Annotated in this window: 16 protein-coding genes; 6 read left to right on the top strand and 10 right to left on the bottom strand. The window is 60.4% G+C overall.

Features of this window, described 5'->3' with window-relative positions; all coding sequences use genetic code 11:
- Window positions 1-416: 416 nt before the first annotated feature.
- Window positions 417-4,436 (top strand): T9SS type A sorting domain-containing protein, encoded by a 4,020-nt coding sequence (locus tag QMK33_RS10260; protein ID WP_283564495.1) that lies wholly within the window; start codon window positions 417-419, stop codon window positions 4,434-4,436.
- Window positions 4,437-4,576: 140 nt separating this feature from the next.
- Here QMK33_RS10260 and rocF read toward each other — a convergent pair whose 3' ends face one another.
- Entirely contained in the window at window positions 4,577-5,548 is a 972-nt protein-coding gene (gene rocF / locus QMK33_RS10255) for an arginase (RefSeq protein ID WP_283564494.1), read from the bottom strand.
- A 373-nt stretch (window positions 5,549-5,921) separates the two neighbouring features.
- Between rocF and QMK33_RS10250 the strand changes: the two genes are divergently transcribed.
- The 4 genes from QMK33_RS10250 to QMK33_RS10235 all read left to right on the top strand — a co-directional run bounded on the left by QMK33_RS10250 (window position 5,922) and on the right by QMK33_RS10235 (window position 9,915).
- Window positions 5,922-7,343: a type III PLP-dependent enzyme domain-containing protein gene (locus QMK33_RS10250; RefSeq protein ID WP_283564493.1), complete on the top strand. Its 1,422-nt coding sequence runs from the start codon at window positions 5,922-5,924 to the stop codon at window positions 7,341-7,343.
- 133 nt (window positions 7,344-7,476) lie between these two features.
- On the top strand, window positions 7,477-7,623 hold the full coding sequence (locus QMK33_RS10245; protein WP_283564492.1) for a hypothetical protein: 147 nt from the start codon (window positions 7,477-7,479) through the stop codon (window positions 7,621-7,623).
- Window positions 7,624-7,858: 235 nt separating this feature from the next.
- Complete coding sequence (locus QMK33_RS10240; protein ID WP_283564491.1) at window positions 7,859-9,181, top strand: OmpA family protein; 1,323 nt, start codon at window positions 7,859-7,861, stop codon at window positions 9,179-9,181.
- A 125-nt stretch (window positions 9,182-9,306) separates the two neighbouring features.
- The gene (locus QMK33_RS10235) at window positions 9,307-9,915 is read left to right on the top strand and encodes a DUF4304 domain-containing protein (RefSeq protein WP_283564490.1); all 609 of its coding nucleotides are present in this window, start codon (window positions 9,307-9,309) and stop codon (window positions 9,913-9,915) included.
- Between the two features lie 3 nt (window positions 9,916-9,918).
- On the opposite strand, the gene QMK33_RS10230 is transcribed toward QMK33_RS10235, so the two are convergent.
- The 9 genes from QMK33_RS10230 to QMK33_RS10190 form a co-directional block, all read right to left on the bottom strand.
- A complete protein-coding gene (locus QMK33_RS10230; RefSeq protein ID WP_283564489.1) occupies window positions 9,919-12,321 on the bottom strand; it encodes a transglycosylase domain-containing protein in 2,403 nt (800 codons plus the stop codon).
- A gap of 52 nt (window positions 12,322-12,373) precedes the next feature.
- Window positions 12,374-12,811, bottom strand: coding sequence for a hypothetical protein (locus tag QMK33_RS10225; protein ID WP_283564488.1), 438 nt, complete (start codon window positions 12,809-12,811; stop codon window positions 12,374-12,376).
- A 33-nt stretch (window positions 12,812-12,844) separates the two neighbouring features.
- On the bottom strand, window positions 12,845-13,234 hold the full coding sequence (locus tag QMK33_RS10220; RefSeq protein ID WP_283564487.1) for a hypothetical protein: 390 nt from the start codon (window positions 13,232-13,234) through the stop codon (window positions 12,845-12,847).
- A 423-nt stretch (window positions 13,235-13,657) separates the two neighbouring features.
- Complete coding sequence (locus QMK33_RS10215) at window positions 13,658-14,458, bottom strand: ferritin family protein (protein ID WP_283564486.1); 801 nt, start codon at window positions 14,456-14,458, stop codon at window positions 13,658-13,660.
- A 12-nt stretch (window positions 14,459-14,470) separates the two neighbouring features.
- A complete protein-coding gene (locus tag QMK33_RS10210) occupies window positions 14,471-14,971 on the bottom strand; it encodes a hypothetical protein (protein ID WP_283564485.1) in 501 nt (166 codons plus the stop codon).
- A gap of 101 nt (window positions 14,972-15,072) precedes the next feature.
- On the bottom strand, window positions 15,073-15,477 hold the full coding sequence (locus QMK33_RS10205) for a hypothetical protein (RefSeq protein WP_283564484.1): 405 nt from the start codon (window positions 15,475-15,477) through the stop codon (window positions 15,073-15,075).
- Window positions 15,470-17,086 (bottom strand): DUF4153 domain-containing protein, encoded by a 1,617-nt coding sequence (locus QMK33_RS10200; protein ID WP_283564483.1) that lies wholly within the window; start codon window positions 17,084-17,086, stop codon window positions 15,470-15,472. The genes QMK33_RS10205 and QMK33_RS10200 overlap by 8 nt, the downstream gene beginning before the upstream one ends.
- 105 nt (window positions 17,087-17,191) lie before the next feature.
- A complete protein-coding gene (locus QMK33_RS10195) occupies window positions 17,192-17,485 on the bottom strand; it encodes a winged helix-turn-helix domain-containing protein (RefSeq protein ID WP_283564482.1) in 294 nt (97 codons plus the stop codon).
- Complete coding sequence (locus tag QMK33_RS10190; protein ID WP_283564481.1) at window positions 17,482-18,150, bottom strand: hypothetical protein; 669 nt, start codon at window positions 18,148-18,150, stop codon at window positions 17,482-17,484. The genes QMK33_RS10195 and QMK33_RS10190 overlap by 4 nt, the downstream gene beginning before the upstream one ends.
- A gap of 898 nt (window positions 18,151-19,048) precedes the next feature.
- Here QMK33_RS10190 and QMK33_RS10185 point away from each other — a divergent pair.
- Window positions 19,049-19,813, top strand: coding sequence for a DUF4197 domain-containing protein (locus tag QMK33_RS10185; protein ID WP_283564480.1), 765 nt, complete (start codon window positions 19,049-19,051; stop codon window positions 19,811-19,813).
- Window positions 19,814-19,916: the final 103 nt, after the last annotated feature.

Raw genomic sequence — 19,916 nt, 5'->3', positions numbered from 1 at the left:
GGTACGGCAGGCAGGTAGCGCAGGCGCGGTAGCCTTGCGCTGGTTTTGGGCGGCCAACCCCTTCCCCCTCCCCAGCCGGCGCGGGCCCTGCGCCGGCACGGCAACCAGGTAAAACGGGCTTATGGATGCGCTATCTGTGCATTTTCTCCTAAATATTAGGACCTAAGAAAATTCCCCAATAGTACAATTACAAAAATGTGTCAGCTACATGAAACTCCTAGCTTAGCTTTGTGGCATAATCGTATGCTTTATTTTAAAATATTTGACAGTCAGTTCTTTATGTTTTATAAAACATCGTAGAGAAAATTGGATTTGGGAAACATAAATCATAAAATTATTTTTTATACTCTAAAAATACTATTTCATTTTCCATTATTCGCCTGCAACATATTTTTTCCACCAACTAACTCAGTACCATGAATACATGCTTACCCCTCTGCAAAAAAGTAGCGGGTCGTCTCAGTAAGGCCGGCCGCGCGCTAGCGCTGCTGGCAGCCATGGGGCTGCCAACCTTGGCTCCGGCCCAGACGATTATTTTTCCACGGAAAGCCCCTTTTGACGGCATCAATCCTAGCGACTTTACCCTGGGAGGCAATGCGTTCCTGACGGCAACGGGTAATTCGGCAGCCAACGGCACGCCCAGTGGCACTCCTATCGATGCCACCGGCAAGGGCGTTTTGCGCCTGACGAACGCGGTGCTAGAGCAGGCGGGCTACGCCATCGACAATAACACGTTTGCTACGCCCAACGGCTTCAGCATCTCGTTCGAATTCTTCTCTTATGGAACCACTACCGATGAGCCGGCCGACGGATTCACTATTTTTCTGGTAGATGGGGCGGGCACCGAGCCGACCAACGGCTTCAAAATTGGTGGTTTTGGAGGGTCGCTGGGCTATGCCCAGCGCCAGACGAGCCCCACCGTAACTGAGCCAGGCGTTACCAAAGGCTACCTGGGCATCGGCATCGACGAATACGGCAACTTTGGCATTGCCTCGGAAGGCAAAAGCGGCGGCTACCCCGGTCAGACCGCGCTTTTGAAGAATGCCGTAACCCTGCGCGGCCCCTACAACAGCGCCGACCCCACCCGCTACACCGGCTACGCTTACCTGACCGGCAGCAATTCGCTGCCATTCGACTTGGCCGTGGGAACTTCCAAAACCAACAAGGGCAGCCGCATTGTAGAACCCACCGATGCCGGCTACCGCAAGGCGTATATCAACGTTATTCCGGTTGTCACGAACGGCGTTACCACCTATAGAATTACGGTTCGCATCCAGAACGGGCAAAGCGTTGCCACGGCTGTTAACAACTTTACGATTGTGAGCCCGCCTTCTACGCTGCGCGTGGGCTTTGGTGCCTCGACGGGCGGTAGAAATGGCATTCACGAGATTCGGGGCCTGGAAATTGTGAAGGCCCCCATTGCCGTGGATGACAACGCGCAGACCCGGTACAATCAACCCACTACTATTGGCGTCCTCGATAACGACCTGGACGGCGACGGCGCGGCCATTGACCCCGCTACAGTAGACTTGAACCCCAACACGGTACCGCGCGAGGTTTCTTACACGGTAGATGGAAAGGGCACGTTTAGCGTGGATGACAAAGGAGTGGTCACGTTTACACCGTCGGGTACTTTCTCCGGCGTGGTTTCGACTCCTTACACGATTCGGAACTTTAACAGTGACCTTTCTAACCCCGGCACCATTAACGTAACCGTGACTGGGGCTGACGTGCAAACCGTAATGAGCGGCTCGGCCACGGTAAACCCCGGCACGACGACTTCTTACTCGGTAACGACGACCAACAACGGCGTAGAAACAGCCACCAACATCATTCCGACGCTAACGCTGCCGGCTACCGGCGCTACCTACGTTTCGGGCGGCACCCAGAGCGGTAGCACGGTTTCGTTTCCGCAGGTAACGCTCGCAGCCGGGCAATCGGTAACCAACAGTGTTATCATTACCTGGCTCACCGCCGACAGCTACGTGCTAACTTCCAATTATGCCTACCCCAGCGGCGCAGTGGTGCCCGATGCGGTAGCCGCCAACAACTCCTCGACGCTGACCGTGACTGTGCAGGGCTCGGCCAATATTGCGGGCGTGTGCGCCGTGCCGGGCAAGGACGGGCCGATGACGCTAACTGCTACCAGCCAGCCGAATGTGTACTACCCCGGCATAACGGCCGCCAGTGGTAGCAAGACGATTACCGTGGGCACCACGCCGACCGGCAATACCGCTACCCCCATTGCGGCCGGTGATATGCTGCTGATTATGCAGATGCAGGGCGCAACGATGAGCACGGTCAACAATAATACTTATGGAACGGTGAGTGGTACTCCCACGGCCGGCACCTACGAATATGCCGTGGCGGCCAGCTCGGTAGATGGCAGCGGCAATCTGACGCTGGCTGCGAAGCTTACCAGCACCTACACGGCTAACGCTACTGGCAATACTTTCCAAGTCATCCGCATTCCGCAGTACTCCGCCCTCACGCTTTCGGGCACGGTAACAGGCACGGCCTGGGATGGCTCGACGGGTGGTGTACTCGCGCTGGAAGTAGCGGGCGCTACTACTTTTAATACGGGAGCTGGCTTGAATATGGATGGTAAAGGCTTCCGAGGAGGGGCAGCAGTGAAGAACACTAGCAATGGGCCCAATACTGATTACGTATCTACAGCTTCAGCCTCTCATTCTTCAAAAGGAGAAAGCATAGGTGGTTCTCCTTTTCAGGTTTATAGCAACAGTGTAGCTAGTAGTGGTGGGCCTCAAACCTATCAGGATTATGCTGGTGGCAGCTATGCTCGTGGCCAGGCTACTACGGGAGGCGGAGGTGGCAACCGTGTTGGAGGCTATGCCCCAGGCGGCGGGGGTGGTGCTAATGGTGGCACTGGCGGGCAAGGGCAGGGTGATGGGAATGGCACAAATGTTACCACCTCTTTAGGTGGAGATGGGGGTGTTGCTACATCATCCGTCACACCAGCATCCCTCTACCTAGGTGGTGGTGGTGGTGCTGGCGTAAATAATACAAACACCTTCTTGCCATCAGGTGGGGGTACGGGTGGAGGCATTATCATCCTCCGCACCGGGACCGCTAGCGGCACTGCTACTGTTTCAGCAAGCGGCTTTTCTGGCCAAGCCATTATAACCGGTGGCGGTGGCGGCGGCGGCGCTGGCGGCACAGTGGTGCTAAAAGCTGCCAGCCTAACCACGTTAACTGCAAATGCCAGTGGTGGTGATGGTGGCGATAGCAACAGCAATGGCAACGGCGGCGGCGGCGGCGGCGGCGCAGTATTCAGCAGTAGTGCTTTAAAGAGTACGGCTGTTGTTACGGCTGGTGCCAATGGTACGGGTGCAACCGAAGGCATTAGGAACGCAAACACCACCATCGGCGGCGACTGCTTACCAACCCTCACCACTGCCTTGCGCACCACGCTTCCCAACGTGACGCGGTCGAGTACTATGCAGACTGCCTACGTATACACCGTTTCTAATACCGGCGGCGGTATCACCGGCCTAATCGCTTCGCCCGACTTGGCGAAAGTGGGTGGCACTGGCCTATTTACCTACGCCAGCATGTCGTCGTCGGCCGTAATTCAGGCCGCCGACGGTACTAGTAAGACTCTGGTGGCGGGTACCGACTACACTGTGACCGGCACCAACAAGCCCACCTTTACCCTGACGCCTACCCTAGTAGTGCCCTCGGGGGCTAGCGTGGTGTTTACATTCGCAGCCAACATCGCTGCTACGGCGGTAACTGGCACGGCCTACGGCTCCAACGCGGCGACCAGCTACCTCAATCCACAGCGCACATCCCTGGCCACCACCACTGCCGCCCCCGCTTACACCAGCACCGGCACCAGTGCCGATGCGGTAACCATCGTGGCCCCGCTGCCCGTGCAGCTCACTAAATTCGTGGCTACGACTAGCGGCTCCGATGCCGTTCTGAGCTGGGCTACTGCCACGGAAGTGAACAACCACCACTTCGAGGTAGAGCGCTCGCTGGATGCCACGCACTTCACGAGCATCGCTACGGTGGCGGGCCGGGGCACCACCATGCAGGCCGCCAGCTACCAGTATACCGATGCCGGAGCCAGCGCCCGCACCACGGGCGTGCTCTACTACCGCCTGCGGCAGGTAGACACGGATGGCCAGTCGGCCCTGAGCCCGGTGCAGGCAGTGCGCTTCCGGCACTCGGCTGGCACGTTGGTAACCGTATTCCCGAACCCAACCACGGGCATGGCTACGCTTGACCTCAGCAGCCTGCCAGCTGGCACCTACACCGTGCAGATACTCGAAGCTACGGGCCGCTTGGTACGGCAATACACCTGCCCGGCCGGGTTGCAGCCGCTGGCGGTAGAAAGCTTACCCACCGGCACTTACTTCGTGAAGGTACAAGGTGCAGATACCGTCGCCGTGCTGCCTCTCATCCGGCAATAGCCAGTGGCACCGGACAAAAAAACTCCTGGCCTCGGCCGGGAGTTTTTTTTTGCCCGGTGCCGAGGTAGTGTGCACGCTGCGAGGCCGCGCGTTGAGCAATACGCAACGACCCACGCGCGGGCTCGCAGCGTGCACGCTACCTACCGGGCTACCGCTTCGAGCTGCAAGCGGCGCTCGATGGCGGCGGTGGCTTTTTCCAGGATGTTGAAGGCGTTTTTGGCCATCGTGTTTTCGTGGTCGAGCGTGGGGTTGATTTCAACCATTTCGAAGCACACTACCCGGTCGTTTTCGAGCAAGTCCTGGCACAGGTTTTCAGCTTCCGACAGGTACAGGCCCTTCTCTACCGGCGTGCCGGTGCCCTTGCTGAATTCCGAATCGAGGCTGTCCACGTCGAAAGAAATGTAGAGGATGTCGCAGGTGCTCAGGTACTCGTGAATCTCGCGGGTGAGCTGGCGCGAGCCTTTGGCCTGAATCTCATCCAGCTTTATCCACTTGATACCCAAGCGCTCAATCACGGCTTTTTCTTCCTCCTCGGTGTCGCGCACGGCCACGTACACCAGGTGCTCGGGGCGCAGCTTGGGGCCAGGCTCGGCCAGGTTTTGGAGGCGGCGCCAGAAAAACTCGGTGTCGGCGTCGGGCTGGTTGCGCTGGCAGGGCCGGTTGTCTTCGCCCAAGGCGGCGGCCAGCGGCATGCCGTGCACGTTGCCGCTGGGCGTGGTGTAGGGCGAGTGAATATCGGCGTGCGCGTCTATCCAAATGACACCCAGCGTTTTATGCGGATACGCCGCCTTAATGCCGGCAATGGTGGCATTGGCGCTGCTGTGGTCGCCGGCCAGCACCAGCGGAAACTCGCCGAAGCGCAGCGTCTGTTCCACGGCGTTGGCAATGCCCTTTTGCACGGTGTAAATGGCGTCGATGTGCTTGGCGTGCGCAAAATGGTTTTTGTCGAACAGCACGTGGTTGAGGTCCTGCGTGACCACGGCGTTGTAGCGCCGGAAATAGTCGGAGCCCTTGTTGAGGCAGGCCACGCGCAGGGCGTCGGGGCCCATGCTGGCGCCGCGGGTGCCGGCCCCTAGCTCGGAGCGGACTTCAATCAATTTAATGCGTTTCATGGGGTGGGAAATTAGGGAGTGGACATAAGTGGGCTGCATCGTGACGCGAGCCCCTTTAGTGGCCCGCGCGCGCTGCCTTGCGGCGCGGAGCGCCGTAGCCATGTCGCTAATTCCTTCACCGAAACCCGATGCAGGGAGCCGCTCGTTTGCGGCCCCGGGCGGTACTTTTGAGCCGCCCGCCGTAAAGGTCGGAAAAAATCGTTCGTTTTTGAAAATCGCCCGTCATTGCGAGCACAACGCAGTGGAGCGTGGCAATCTTTCCTGGTCGTCTTCGGTATCTAGTTAGTAACCCGACCGTGAAGGAAAGATTGCCGCGCTCCACTGCGTTGCGCTCGCGATGACGGGCGATTATAACACCCAGCTACTAACTTAAATGGATACCTACCAGGACCTCATTACCCAAACTTTCGATTTTCCGAACGCCGATTTTCAGGTGCGCGACAACGAGCTGTTTTTCCACGACATCGACCTGATGGCGCTGGTTAAAAAGCACGGTACCCCGCTGCGGCTCACTTACCTGCCCAAAATCAGCTCCCAGATTCAGCGGGCCAAAAAGTGGTTTGCCGACGGCATTGCCGAAACCGGCTACACCGGCTCGTATTCCTACGCCTACTGCACCAAGTCGTCGCACTTCCGCTTCGTGCTCGACGAAGCGCTCAAGAACGACGTGCACCTCGAAACCTCGTCGTGGTTCGACATCAGCATCATCCGCTCGCTGTACGGGCAGGGCAAGCTCAACAAGGATAAGTACATCATTTGCAACGGGTTCAAGAACGACGAGTACAAGCGCGACATCACGGCGCTGCTCAACGACGGCTTTGCCAACTGCCTGCCCATTCTCGATTCGCCCAACGAAATTGACTACTACGCAGCCCACGTCAATGCCGAAACCAAGGTGAAAATGGGCCTGCGCCTGGCCTCCGACGAGGAGCCGCGGTTCCAGTTCTACACCTCGCGCCTGGGCGTGCGCTACGCCGATGCGGTGCCCATCTACGAGCAAAAAATCAAGGACGACCCGCGCTTTGAGCTCACTATGCTGCATTATTTCATCAGCACGGGCATCAAGGACACATCGTACTACTGGTCGGAACTGTCGCGCTTCATTCACAAGTACTGCGAGCTGCGCAAAATCTGCCCCACGCTGCAAACTATCGACATTGGCGGCGGCCTGCCCATCCAAACCAGCATTCAGCTGGAGTACGACTACCCGTACATGATTGCCGAGATTATGCGCACCATCCAGCGCATTTGCGCCGAGGAGGGCGTGCCGGAGCCCAATATTTTCACCGAGTTCGGCATTTTTACGGTGGGCGAAAGCGGGGCCACGATTTACTCCATTCTCGACGAGAAGTTGCAGAACGACAAGGAGTTGTGGTACATGATTGATGGCTCGTTCATCACCAACCTGCCCGATACCTGGGCCCTCAACCAGCGCTTCATCATGCTGGCCCTCAACGGCTGGAGCCGCCCCTACCACAAAATTCAGCTCGGCGGCCTCACCTGCGACTCGCAGGACTACTACAACTCGGAAAAGCACATCTACCAGACGTTCTTGCCGCAGCTGCAAACCCCTCGCAACCAGCCAGTTACGGACGAGCCCATCTACGTGGGCTTCTTCCACACCGGCGCCTACCAGGAAAGCCTGAGCGGCTACGGCGGCATCAAGCACTGCCTCATTCCGGCCCCCAAGCACGTTATTCTCGACCGCACCGCCGACGGCACGCTCACCGACACCGTGTTTGCGCCCAAGCAGGAGGCCGCCAGCATGCTGAAAATACTGGGCTACAGCGAATAATAACGCGCGTTCGTAGAAGGCTGGCAGGGTAATGAAGCACTATTCTCAGAAACCCGGCCGCCCCGTAACCAGCTATGTGTCACCGGCTCTTATCTTTGAAGCCTAACCGCGCCTCCTTAAATCTTACCGTTTTATGAAAAAGCTCCTTCTCCTCGCCATTGGGGCCGCCACCCTCGGCCTCGGCGCCTGCAACAAGCAGACGTGCCCCGCCTACACCTCGACCAAGCAGGCCGCTACGCCCCTCTCGGCCAGCACGGCCACGGCCATCGAGCGCCAGTAGGTTTCGAGCCGGCTTTTTATCGGGAGCGCCCGGTCTGCACTTGCGTGCGGGCCGGGCGCTTTTGGCGTTGGGGCAAACTGGCGGCGCAGCCCGCGGCGGCACCGCGCCGGGCTTGCCCGGCCGGCCGCCGGATGATTTTTGCAAGCTTTCTAAAAATTGTTATTGCTCATTTTTCAGTGCATTGGCTTTCAATATCTTAGTAAGAATAAAACCTAACGTTTTACTTATTTCGCGTATGAAAACCAATTTAGCAGAGACTGTTAAGTTCTGCTTTACCGAATCAGTAATCAGCCAGCTGGCCAATACGTTAGGTGAATCTGACGAGCGGGTGAAGACCGGGCTGGCCCATGCCGTGCCGCTGGTGCTCAACGCCATTTTGCAACAGGCTGAGCAAGAGCAGAATCCGGCCGCGCTGCTGCAACGCGCCCGCGAAGTGGATGCCACCAATGCCCCCGCGCAGTTTACCAACCTGGCCGATGCCAGTTGGTATGAGCAGGGCGGCATTATCCTGGTCGAGCTGCTGGGCAGCACCTACGGCCCTACCAAGAGCCAAATAGCCCACGAATCGGGCCTGCTGCCGCCCGATGCCGAGCGGCTGCTGCAACTCGCGGCCACCAGCGTGTTTGGGGTGGTGGGGCGTTTTGCCGCCGAGAATAGCCTGACGCCCAGCACGTTCATCCAGTGGCTGCGCTGGCAGAAAGCGGATATCAGCGCGGCCATGCTGCCCACGCTGAAACCGCTGAATACCGCGGCCCCGGCCGCGCGGCCCCTGGCCACGGTGGCCCCGCGTACGCTGGCCCCTACCCCACCGCGCGCGCTCCCGGCCCTCGACCGGCCCATGGCCCTGGGCGTAGCGCCCGACGCGGCCCCGGCCGGTAGCCCCGCCCTGCGCTGGCAGTGGGGACTACTGCTGCTGCTGGCCGTGGGCATGGGGTACTTTTTTGGGTACGGCCGGCAGCGGCCAGCGCCGGAGGCAGCCTTGGCCCCAGCCGCGTGGCCGGGCCCCACGGCCGCTGCGGCCAAAGCCCCGGCGAGCGCCGCCGCGGGCCGCTACGACCAAAACCGCGATACGTACATCTACGACACGGGGCAGCCCACCGTGCTGACCCTGGCCGATGGCAAAACCCAGAAAGTGGGGGCCAACTCGACCGAAAACCGCTTGTACACCTTTCTAGCCACGCCCACGGTGCTGGTAGACTCGGTGAACCGCACCAAGGGCTGGATTAATTTTGACCGCGTGTACTTCGAAACCGGCCAGGCCACCCTCACGCCCGAGTCGGCGCAGCAACTGCAAAACGTGGCCGATATTATCAAGACCTTCCCAAAGGCGATGGTCAAAATCGGGGGCTACACCGATAGCTCCGGGGTGGCCGCACACAATTATAAGCTCAGCGAAGAGCGCGCCAAAACGGCCATGTTCACGCTGAGCACCATGGGCCTGCCCGCGCAGAATATCCAGTTCAAAGGCTATGGCCCTCAGCACTTTATTGTGTCCAATAACACGCCCCAGGGCCGGGCGCTCAATCGCCGCATCAGCATTCGGGTGGTTAAAAAGTAGCGGGTAGTTGCGCCGCGCAACTACTTGGCGCAAGCGCCTGGTCTGCATTTTTGCGGGCCGGGCGCTTTGGTTATGCGCCCGGCCCCACTCCCATGCTACCTGACCTTACCTCGGACTTCAACGAATTGGTAAAAGACATTTTGTGGCCCGCGTTTAAAAAGCTGGGCTACAAGAAGTCGGGCAATAACTTTCGCTACGTTGATGCGGATGGCTGGGGCAAAATAGTGCAATTTGAAAAGGCTTCGTACAACTCAGCAACGGAACTGTCCTTCGTCATCAACGTCGGCCTCTACCTGCTGGATTACGACTATTATTTGTGCGGCGAAACGTCGGGGAAAAGGTTTACAGAGCCCGCCTGCGTAGTGCGCAAGCGAATTAGTACGCTCACCGGCAACTCCCCTACTGGGTGGTTTGTGCTTACGAGCATTTCAGATAAATATTTATTGTTCAGCCAGTTGCAAACAAAATTCACTCAGCAAATCTACCCCTATCTAGCGGCCGTAAAAGATAAAAAAGCTATTTACGCCATCCTACTGGCCGGCCATCGCGCCGATTTCCCATCCGTGCAAATTGAAACGCTTTATCGGGCGGGCTATCAAGAAGCGGCGCGCGAGCTATTCAGCAGTGAGTTTGCATATTCAAGCACCAACAAATACTACCACGCCACCTTGCTTAAGCTGGCGGCGCGGTTGGGCTTGCCCGCCGCGTTGTGGACCGCTGAGGGGCCGCAGTAGCTATTAGCGCACGCTGTCCTTACTGCCCCGGTTTAGCTGGTCCAGCAGGTTATCGGCCGAGATTGTGTCGACGGCCTCGGCGCGGCGGCGCGGCTCGTACTCGGTGTAGCACACGTACTTGCGGTTGATTTTGGTGGGCGGCTTGGGGAAGGGGCCGTAGTCGTAGCCCAGGCTTTTATCCTTGTAGATGCTCTCCATGTAGCGGCCGAAAATGGGCAGCGCCATGCGGCCGCCCTCGCCCTGCTGCGAGCGGAAAAAGTGGATACTGCGGTCTTCGCCGCCCACCCACACGCCCGAAACCAGGTCTTTGGTGAGGCCCATGTACCAGCCGTCGGAGTAGTTGGAGGTGGTGCCGGTTTTGCCGCCAATCTGGTTGTTTTTGCGCCACAGGTCTTGAAAATCCCAGAGACCCTGCGAGGTGCCGCCGGGCTCCTCCATGCCGCCGCGCAGCATGTAGGTCATCAGCCAGGCCGTTTCGGGCGAGATGGCACGCTTCTGCACGGGGTCAAACTGCTGAATGACGTTGCCGTTGCGGTCCTCGATGCGCGTAATCAGGCGCGGCTCGGAGCGGAAGCCGTTGTTCATAAACGTGGAGTAGGCGTCCACCATCTCGTACACGCTCACGTCGCCGGCCGAGCCCAGGCCGATGCTGGGCACCGCCAGCAACGGGCTGGTAATGCCCACTTTATGCGCGTATTCGGCTACCCGGCCCCAGCCCACTTTCTCGGTCAGCTGGGCCGTTACGGAGTTTACCGAGCGGGCCATGGCCGAGCGCAGCGTCATGTTGGTGCCCGTGTATTCGCGGGTCACGTTGTCGGGCTGCCACTGCATGGGCTTGCCGTTTTCGACGTAGTTAATCGTCACGCGCTGGTCGCGGATGCGGTCGCAGGGCGAGTAGCCGTTGGCGAGGGCCGTGAGGTACACGAAGGGCTTGAACGTGGAGCCCGCCTGGCGCTTGCCCTGCTTCACGTGGTCGTACTGAAAAAAGCGGTAGTCGAGCCCGCCCACCCAGGCCTTGATGGAGCCCGTGAAGGGGTCCATGGTCATCATGCCGGCTTGCAAAAAGTGCTTGTAGTAGGCCAGCGAATCGAGCGGCGACATCACCAGGGTGGTATCGCCATCGTCTTTTTTCCAGGTAAATACCTTCATCGGGCGCTTGGCGTGCAGGGCTGAGTCGAGGCGGGCGGGCTGGCCCTGGTAGCGGGCGGCGAGGCTCTTGTAGCTCTCGGTGCGCCGCATCTGGTTTTCGATGAAGTTGGGGATTTCGTTGCCGTCCTCGTCCACCCAGGGGTTCTGGTTGCGGTTGCGCCAGAAATTATCGAACTGCTGCTGCAACGCCTTCATGCGCTGGTGCACGGCCTGCTCGGCGTGGTCCTGCATGCGCGAGTCGATGCTGGTGTAGATGCGCAGGCCGTCGCGGTACATGTCGTAGCCGTGGGCCTCGCACCAATGATTCACGGCCTGGCCGATGGCCCCGCGGAAATACGTATCGGGCCCGTCGATATGCTTTTCTACCTGGTAATCAAGCACAATGGGCTCGGCTTGCAGCGCGGCTACCTCGGCGGGCTTGAGCGCGCCGGCCTGGCCCAGGCGCTGGAGCACCACGTTGCGGCGGCGGCGCGAGGCCGCCGGGTGAAACTTCGGGTTGAAGGCGGTGGGGTTATTGAGCAGCCCCACCAGCGTGGCCGCCTGCACGGCCGTGAGGCTATCGGGCGAGGTGCTGAAAAACGTTTTGGCCGCCACCTTAATGCCGAAGGCGTTGGAGCCGTACTCGACGGTATTGAGGTACATGCGCAGGATTTCGCGCTTGGTGTAGCGGCGCTCCAGTTCCACAGCCGTTATCCACTCCTTGGTTTTGGCCACCACCGTGCCCACGCCGGGTATGTGGCTGAGGGCACCCCGGTTTTCGGCCCGGCGGGTTTTGTATAAATTCTTGGCCAGCTGCTGGCTGATGGTGGAACCGCCGCGCTTATCGCCGCGCAGGCCGTAGTAGACGGAGGCCGCCAGCGAGGGCGCATCAATGCCCGAGTGGTCGTAGTAGCGGGCGTCTTCGGTGGCTACCAGGGCCTTCACCAGCCAGGGCGACATCTGGCTGAGGCGCACCGGCGAACGGTTTTCGCGGAAGTAACGGCCAATGAGCACGCCATCGGAGGTGAACAGCTGCGAGGCCTGCTCCACCTTGGGGTTTTCGAGCTCTTCGAGGCTCGGCGACTTACCAAACAGGAACAGGAAGTTACTACGCACCAGTAGCGGGTAAGCCAGGAAAAAGCCGATACCGATGAAGAAGAGCGTCCAGGCTACGCGCACCAGGCGGCGGGTGCCGCGGCCGGGCCGCTTGCGGGCGGCCGCGCCGGGGCGGCCAGGCGGGGAATTGGGAGCAGCAAGCGGCAGTTTTTCGTCGGCCATGAACGGCAGGTACAGAAGCGGGGAACGGCAAAGATACCTGCCAGGCCCAACGCTACGCCGCCCGCAACAGTGCCCGGCGCAATCCGCGCCGGGCGCGGTAGCGCCGGTAGCCGATTTCGAGCAGCGCAGCCAGCGTAAAGGTGAGCCCCAGGCCGTAGCTCCACTTCACGTAGCGCAGCTGCCGGGCCGTGGGCGCATCGTAGGCCTGGAAGTAGAGGCTCAGGCCCCACAGCTCATCAATGAGCGTGAAACCCCACACCAGCGCGGCCCCCCGCTGCCCCACGCGGCCCAGCACCAGCACCCAGCGAAAGGCGTAGAGCACCAGCCCCGGCACCGCCGCCAGCGCCAGCACGGGCTGGGCCAGCAGCAGCGGCACGCCCAGCAGCACAATGGTGAGGGTTTCTTTGGCGAGCTGCGCGGCGGCCAGCCCCCGGCCCAATGGCGAGAGCAGCTTGGGCTTGGGCAAGGACGAGGTAGTGGGTCGGGTCATAGCGTAACGCGTTGGCGATAGCCAAGTTAGGCGCTAGCGCCGCAGCACCAGGCCCTTAGCTCGACACTGCCAGGTGAGGCCAATGATTATCAGTCCTTTAAGCGAATCGAGCAGCAGGTTATCGGGCCGCCCGAAGGCCACGTAAATGCCAATGCCGATGCCTACCCACCACAGCCCCAGCAGGTAGCACAGCCCCGCGTAGCCGGGCCGCCCCTGCTGCACCCGCGCAAAAGCCAGCCCCGCCACCAGCGTCACAAACAGCAGAAACCACCCCGTGAGGTAGCCCAGAAACGCCGTGTCGGGCCCGTATTTCACACCAAACTTGGCCAGCGTGAAAGCCGGGGCGAAGAAAGCGCCGCCGGTGAGAATCAATTCCAGCACGGTGGCAACGGCAAGCACGAGGAGCAGCAGGGTTCGGGGCATGGCGCAAGATATAACAGGACTTACGACCGGCTACTGTCACGCTTTCTATTGGGCAGTCAATACCTAACGCCACTTCAAAAGCGCCAGAACTCACTGTTGGAGGACCCATCATCCAGCAGGATAGCCAGGTAAATCAGGCTAAACAGAATATGCCGACCCACACAAATGCACAACAATAGTCCCTGGCCCACTTGCCCCGCTGTGCTATTGGCTTTGGCAGCGCCAATGGGCAGCGACGTCTAAAAAACCAACCGGTATTCACAAACAGCAGCCACAGCCAAGGCACTACTATGCTAGACCCTGGCAACCAGGTAATTAGCCAGCTCATTGGAAAAAGCAGCAGCATCAACGGTAGTAGGCCGGGCAGCAGCAATATGCGCAAAGAGACATCGCCGACTGACTGCACTGGCGCTACAACGCGCCTCATTGGGCGGCGCGCAGCTGCTGGCTGGGCCACTGCCACGCCCCTACCGGGCCCACCGGCACCGCCGGCCCCACTGGCTGCCCGCCGCGCACGGCAATGAGGCCATCGGCGCGCTGCATGCGCTCGGTGCGGGCATACTCGGCCGCAATAGCCGCGCAGAAGCTGAACAGGCCGTAGCCGCCGGCTTTGAGGGCGCTGCGGCTGGTGGCGTAGGCGGCCAGGGCCGCGCCGGCCATGAGGCCCCGGTAGACCTGGCGGCGCAGCCAGCCACCCGCGCCGCCCCGCGCCGCCGCCAGGTGCCGCAGCGCGAAGCACTGAAAATTGAGGTGCATCTCCTCGTCCAGCATAATGCGCCGGCATATTTGCTGAAGCAGCCCCGAATACGTGGCGCTGAACAGCGCCCGGTAGTACACGGCGGCCACCACCTCGGCCACCAGCAGCACCCGCAGCGTGTGCTCCAGGCCCAGCACGCGGCGCAGGCCCCGAAACACGCTGTCGAGCCAGTGGCCGCGCAGGCGCGCAATGCCCTGCTGGTCGAGAAACCGCCCCAGCACCGCTGCGTGGGTCTGCTCTTCCTTGATAAACAGGCGCATAGCGGCCGTGTACTCGTCGTCGCCCAGCTGCTTGGCGCGGGCGTAGAGGTAGTGCCCCTCCGAGCTTTCGCCCCGCTGAAAGGTTTGGAGCGAGGCCCGCACGGCGCGCAGCTCGCTGGCCGTGAGCTGGTGCGGGTCGTCCCAGGCGAGGTCGGCATAATGGCCCTGGTTGGCCTGGAAGTAGGTTTTGAAATCGGTGAAAGTCATGATTTTAGGCTCTTAAGTCAATGGCGGGATGAATTGGCGCAGGCTGGCGAGGTCTTGCGAAGCGTAATCGGTTAAATTCCAGTGCACTAGGCAGGGCGCGCGGCGCCCACTTTGGTAATGCCGCCACAGCGCGGGCCACCGCTCGGGGGTGAGCACCAGCAGCAGTGACAGCGCCAGGCTGGCCAGCGACCAGTCACCGTTGCCCAGCATAAATGCTTTCAGGTTTAACTCCTCGTCGGGCGTCATGGCGTAGCCCAGCAGCACGTGTTTGAGGTCGTGGTTTTCGTAGCCCGGAATGAGTTGCAGGCGGTGCGCGGCCAGCAGGTCGGCCACGGCCCGGCCCACCGTGCCCACGGGTAGGCCCTGCAAAAACGCTTGCTGCGCCCGCGGGCTAGCCGTGCCATAGCGGAAGCAGAACGCCGGGATGAGCATCCAGCTGAACAGGCGTTCGATAAGCTGGCGCACCAGCCGCTGGTAGCCATTCGGCGGCGCGGGAATGATAAAGGGCGACATAGCGGGCGAAAAATTAGCCTAAGCGACTTAGGGTTAAGCAGTTTGTTTGGTAGCTCAGAAAGGATAGTTGGCTTAGCAGCCAGTATTAGCGGGGCTGCGCATCACCCAAAGAATGGCTCACCTGAAGTGGATGGCTCAACCGAGCCGGCGCGCAGCAGCACCCAGCCTATCAGGAGTAAGGGACTCAGCAGGCCAGCCACCTGAAACAGCGTGAGGGCCACCAGCCACAGATTGGCGGCCAGCCGGGTCCAGGAAAAATCGTGGTGCTGCTCATCGTGCCGGATTATCGCCCGGCCGCCGGCCACGGCCCGCCGCCAGATAAGGACATGCGCCACGCAAAAGCCAACGGGCATCAGGAAAGCCAAAAGGCCACCGGCTACCTGGCGCAACATGTTGTCAATCAGCAGGTAGCCTAGCCACCAGGCTCCCAGGCTGGCCCCCGTCCAGCAGAGGCTGCTGCGCAGCCACTCGCGGGTGGTACCGGGGCGGGCGAAAGGATTATTCATGGCCATTACCTAGCTCATCGAAGGCCAGGGTAGCCGCGCCTGTGCGGCTCTGCCAGTTGCGCCGCGCGTACTCGGCTCGAAACCCGCTCAGGCGCTCGCGCAGCTTGGCATGAGCCGCTTCGGGGGTAATGGCGTGGAAATAGCCATCCGGCCCTTCTTCCACCAGTTCCTTGGCGCGGTCGAGGAGGGCCTCCCGCGCGGCTACCACCGGCAGCACGCGGGGCGGCATGGTGAGCAAAAAGCCGATATCGAGGCGCGGAAAGCGCGCTTGCAGGTTGTACTCGGCAATCCAGATTTCCCAGTTGCCGGCCGCCAGTAGCAGCAGCACCGCGTAGGCCGCCCACGAGTTGAGCCGCACCAGGCTGAAAGCCGAGCGCTGCTGCCAGATTTTGAGCAGCACCGTGCCCAGCCCAAACAGCGTCAGAAATAGGAAGCCGTAGACGCCGATGCGCTTGTAAGCCAGGCCAGTGTATGCAATGTAGTAGTAGTTGCGCAGCCCCACCGACACGGCCAGCACCACGTTTTGCACCACCCACAGCGTGGCGCCCCAGCGCAGCGCCGGCAGCCCGCGCTGGTAAAAATTGAGGTTGCGCCGAAAAAACCACAGCATAATACCGACCGCCAGCAAGATGCTGAAAATCAGCACGTACGTGCCCTCGTGCACAAACTGCGTGAGGTCGAAGCCCGGCGCGGGCGCGAAGCCAAACCATAGCCAATTGATATCCACCGCGTTCACCACCAGCAGCAGGGCGTTGAGCAGGCCAAAGCTGACCACGGCCGCCAGCCACTCCTTGCGCAGGTCGAGCGGCCCCCGGGCGGAGTGCCCAAAGTGGGGCTGCCGCACCCCAAACGAGGCCACCCGGTCGCGCTGCCGCCGCACCAGCTCACCGAAGCGCGACTCCTGGTCCAGGAAAAAATGCACCGGCACCGCCACCAGCGCGCCCGCCGCCGCCACCCCGCACAGCAGCAAAAACAGCAGGTGTGGCACCGAAACCGCGGCCAGCAGCTCCCCCAACCAGTTACCCAGCACTGCCCAGAGCCGCGCGCTCAGCGCCCCGTATTGGGGGTTGGCCACCGCAAACAGGGTTTGGAAAACAACCAGCGCCAGCAAAGGCAGCCCCAGCAACCGGCCGTAGAACCAGCCCCGCCGCAGCTTGCCATCGAGGCCCTTTGGGGCCCGTAAGCTACTGACTACCAACGCCACCGCTGGCAGCATGCCCACCAGCCCCGTGCCCACCGCCGACCCCACCAGCCGCAGCGCCGGCTGGTTCACCAGCCCCACCAGCAGCAAGCCCGAAGCCAGCGCCGCCCACCCGGCCGCGGCCGAGCCGTACCAGGCCACCAGCCCGCCACTGACCAGGCAGCCCACCACCGCCACCCAAAAACCGGCCGTGCGCCGCACCGGCGCGTAGCCGGGCAACAAAGCCAAGTGCGCCCCCACCAGGAAAATCATGTACACCAGCACGTTAATCCCCGCTTGCTCGTGCCAGAACAGGTAATCGCCCAGCGCTGTAGCTACCACCAGCAAGCTGGCCAGGCGGGTCGAAATAGCGTGGGTAGGGGCCGGGGCCACCTGGCTTTTAGTAGGCCAAAAATACGTTGTGTTCATTTGTAAAGAACTTTGTATTGCAAAGTGATAGGAGCTAAAAAAAGCCACGCTGGCCTGTGGTATTTTGTAGATGAGGCGCTGCACGCGGCGCGCCGGGCCCCGGCCCTACCCGCGCAGCAGCTTCTCCAGCGCCGCCAGGTGCTCCTGAAAGGCTAATTTGCCCTCGGCGGTAGCGTTGTAGGTGGTATTGGGCTTTTTGCCGATAAACTGCTTGCTAACCAGCACGTAACCGGCTTTTTCGAGCGCCGCTACGTGTGAGGCCAGGTTGCCATCGGTGAGGTCGAGGCTTTCCTTTAAGTCGTTGAAGCTCACCGACTCATTGGCCAGCAGCACAGCCATTACCCCGAGGCGCACGCGGTGGTCGAAGGCTTTGTTGAGGGTGTGGATGGCGTACTTCACGGGGCCGTAAAGTTCGTGCTACTTGCGCGCTCGTAGCGGTTATACATCAGCAGGCCGTAGCCAATGTGCCCCAGCCCAAAACCCGCCCCGAAGAGCAGCAGGCCGTAGCTGGGTAGCAGCAGGCCCACCAGCCCCAGCGCCACCAGCGTGAGGCCCAGGTACTTAATCTCATCCAGGGTGTACTTGCTGCCGTTGAGCAGGGCCAGGCCGTAGAACACCAGCAGGCCGGGCACCACCAGTTCGGGGGCACCGCTCACAAATAATTTCAGGCAAAACAGCCCACCCGCCACCAGCGGCAGGGCCAGGGCCAGGGCCAGCCGCCGGGCCGGGGCCGTCCACATCGAGCGCAGGCCGTCGCGCCGGGTGCGGCGCAGCGTGAAGAACGCCGCCACCAGCAGCGCCGCCACTATCATGGCCACCGCCAGGCCCAATAAAAACGGCAGCGCCGCCAGCCGCTCGCCCGCCGAGGTTCCAAATAGCCGCAGGTAGCCCTGCTCGCCGTATTCCTGCTGCAAGTAGGCATGCCCGATGGCCGTGCCCGCCAGCGCCACCACGCCCGCCCCCACCCCACTCAGCCCACTGAGCGAAATGAAGCGCGAGCTACGCTCCATAATGGCGCGAATTTCGGTGAGCTGGGCCAGGGGGTCTTGGGCGGCGGGCTTCATGTGGCGGGGTGAAGTACTTTGTATTGCAAAGCTAATACGAAAGAGCCGTACGTTTGTGTCAACTACAGATACTTTTTTTATGAGTGCCTATCACCCTTCCTTTTCGTTCAGCCGAGCCGGCATGCTTTGGCTTTCTACCCTCGGCCTGGGTGGCCTATTCATTTTGTTAGATATGATACACTCAGTAAGTACAAGCAAACCGGCTGATTTATTGACTATTATCATCCTACTCGGAGGAAGTGCAGGATTTTTTTTCGTGGCCGCCATTCTCTCTTCCCCAGCTTTACTCCTCCTTCCCTTTTGCATTCATCTGGCACTCAGCTTACCCACTCACACTTGGCGGCGCGTTGGCTTGCTGCTGGTAGTAGTGGGTTTTGTTAGCCTATCCAGCTACTTGGGCATTTGGCTTGGCCTCATTGCCACGAGTAATACTGTATGGCTAGTAGGTCTTCCTTACTTGTTGGCTGGGCTTTTATCAGCGGGCCGGCTTTATCGAAGCTGGCTTGCGCCAGCAACTGCCTCTTAACCAATTATGTTACTTAACCCAAGTTGCGAGGTATGCTCCCCGGTCGGCCGGTTAGCGCCGGCGGACCGGCAACGCGGCTCTACAAGCTGAAACTTGCCAGCGCGGCGCGCTAGTCCGCAACTTGGGTTACTTGGCAAACGCTACCAAGTATCTACCCAACCCCTATTCAAATGCCTCCTTGTTAGCCTTACGTAGCTATTCCAGGCTCGGTCAGTAGTTATAGGGTATTTGCCGAGTATGGGTGAGGTGCACCGGAAACTGGTACGTCTTTTGGCTAACCATTCGTGCCGAACGCTTTCGGTGGCCATCAGCCGTTAACTAGCCTGCCACATTGGCCTGGCTTCTTCAGTTGTTTTCAGCTTCTTCTTTGTCATGAAAAATCGCTTCTTCCTCTGCCTGGCGCTTGGTAGCCTTTCGCTCACTGCCCACGCGCAGTTCAAGCTGCCCAGCAGCATCGGCGGCTTCAAGCTACCCACGCCCAAAGCAACGACTACCACCACCCCAAGCACCCCCGGCGTGGCCGGCCTCACCAACACCGAGGCGGCCAACGGCCTCAAGGAGGCGCTCATCCAGGGCATTTCGAAAGGCTCAGACCAGGCTTCGCAAACCGATGGCTTCAATCTGAACCGGCTCATCCGCATTCCCTTCCCGCCCGATGCCCAGCGCATGGCTACCACCCTGCGCAGCATCGGCTTAGGCAGCCAGGTCGATAAATTTGAGCTTTCGCTGAACCGCGGGGCCGAAGATGCCGCTAAGAGCGCCAAACCTATCTTCATTAACGCCATTAAGAGCTTGACATTCAGTGATGTGTGGAACATCCTCACCGGCCAGAAGGATGCCGCCACCCAGTACCTCAAGCGCACCACCACCTCGCAGCTCACCACGGCCTTCATGCCCATCATGCAGCAGAGCCTCGACAAGGTGGATGCTACTAAGTATTATACCTCGCTTTCAACTACTTACAACCGATTGCCGCTCGTAACGCCGGTGCAAACCGACCTCCAGCAGTACGCCACCGGCAAGGCCATCGACGGCTTATTCACGCTCATTGCGAAGGAAGAGGCCGATATTCGGGAAAACCCGGTGGCCCGCACTACCTCGCTGCTGAAAAAGGTGTTCGGTATCGGGGGCAAATAAGTGTGCGGTAAGCTTTAGCTTGCCGTTTGATAGTCCGAGAGCTTTTTATCAGCAGCAAGTGTGTGGTAAGCTTTAGCTTGCCGTTTAACCCATTGCCTTGCTA

The sequence above is a fragment of the Hymenobacter sp. H14-R3 genome (assembly GCF_030063445.1).
In the GTDB taxonomy this organism is placed as follows: domain Bacteria; phylum Bacteroidota; class Bacteroidia; order Cytophagales; family Hymenobacteraceae; genus Hymenobacter.
The sequence above is the reverse complement of the archived record's forward strand: the minus strand, read 5'-3'. Positions and strand labels throughout refer to the sequence as shown.

Bases quoted from the DNA above. Each gene is read 5' to 3' on its own strand.
- QMK33_RS10260 (WP_283564495.1), top strand. From the start codon at position 417: ATGAATACATGCTTACCCCTCTGCAAAAAAGTAGCGGGTCGTCTCAGT.
- rocF (WP_283564494.1), bottom strand. From the start codon at position 5,548: ATGAAACGCATTAAATTGATTGAAGTCCGCTCCGAGCTAGGGGCCGGC.
- QMK33_RS10250 (WP_283564493.1), top strand. From the start codon at position 5,922: ATGGATACCTACCAGGACCTCATTACCCAAACTTTCGATTTTCCGAAC.
- QMK33_RS10245 (WP_283564492.1), top strand. From the start codon at position 7,477: ATGAAAAAGCTCCTTCTCCTCGCCATTGGGGCCGCCACCCTCGGCCTC.
- QMK33_RS10240 (WP_283564491.1), top strand. From the start codon at position 7,859: ATGAAAACCAATTTAGCAGAGACTGTTAAGTTCTGCTTTACCGAATCA.
- QMK33_RS10230 (WP_283564489.1), bottom strand. From the start codon at position 12,321: ATGGCCGACGAAAAACTGCCGCTTGCTGCTCCCAATTCCCCGCCTGGC.
- QMK33_RS10225 (WP_283564488.1), bottom strand. From the start codon at position 12,811: ATGACCCGACCCACTACCTCGTCCTTGCCCAAGCCCAAGCTGCTCTCG.
- QMK33_RS10220 (WP_283564487.1), bottom strand. From the start codon at position 13,234: ATGCCCCGAACCCTGCTGCTCCTCGTGCTTGCCGTTGCCACCGTGCTG.
- QMK33_RS10215 (WP_283564486.1), bottom strand. From the start codon at position 14,458: ATGACTTTCACCGATTTCAAAACCTACTTCCAGGCCAACCAGGGCCAT.
- QMK33_RS10210 (WP_283564485.1), bottom strand. From the start codon at position 14,971: ATGTCGCCCTTTATCATTCCCGCGCCGCCGAATGGCTACCAGCGGCTG.
- QMK33_RS10205 (WP_283564484.1), bottom strand. From the start codon at position 15,477: ATGAATAATCCTTTCGCCCGCCCCGGTACCACCCGCGAGTGGCTGCGC.
- QMK33_RS10200 (WP_283564483.1), bottom strand. From the start codon at position 17,086: ATGAACACAACGTATTTTTGGCCTACTAAAAGCCAGGTGGCCCCGGCC.
- QMK33_RS10190 (WP_283564481.1), bottom strand. From the start codon at position 18,150: ATGAAGCCCGCCGCCCAAGACCCCCTGGCCCAGCTCACCGAAATTCGC.
- QMK33_RS10185 (WP_283564480.1), top strand. From the start codon at position 19,049: ATGAAAAATCGCTTCTTCCTCTGCCTGGCGCTTGGTAGCCTTTCGCTC.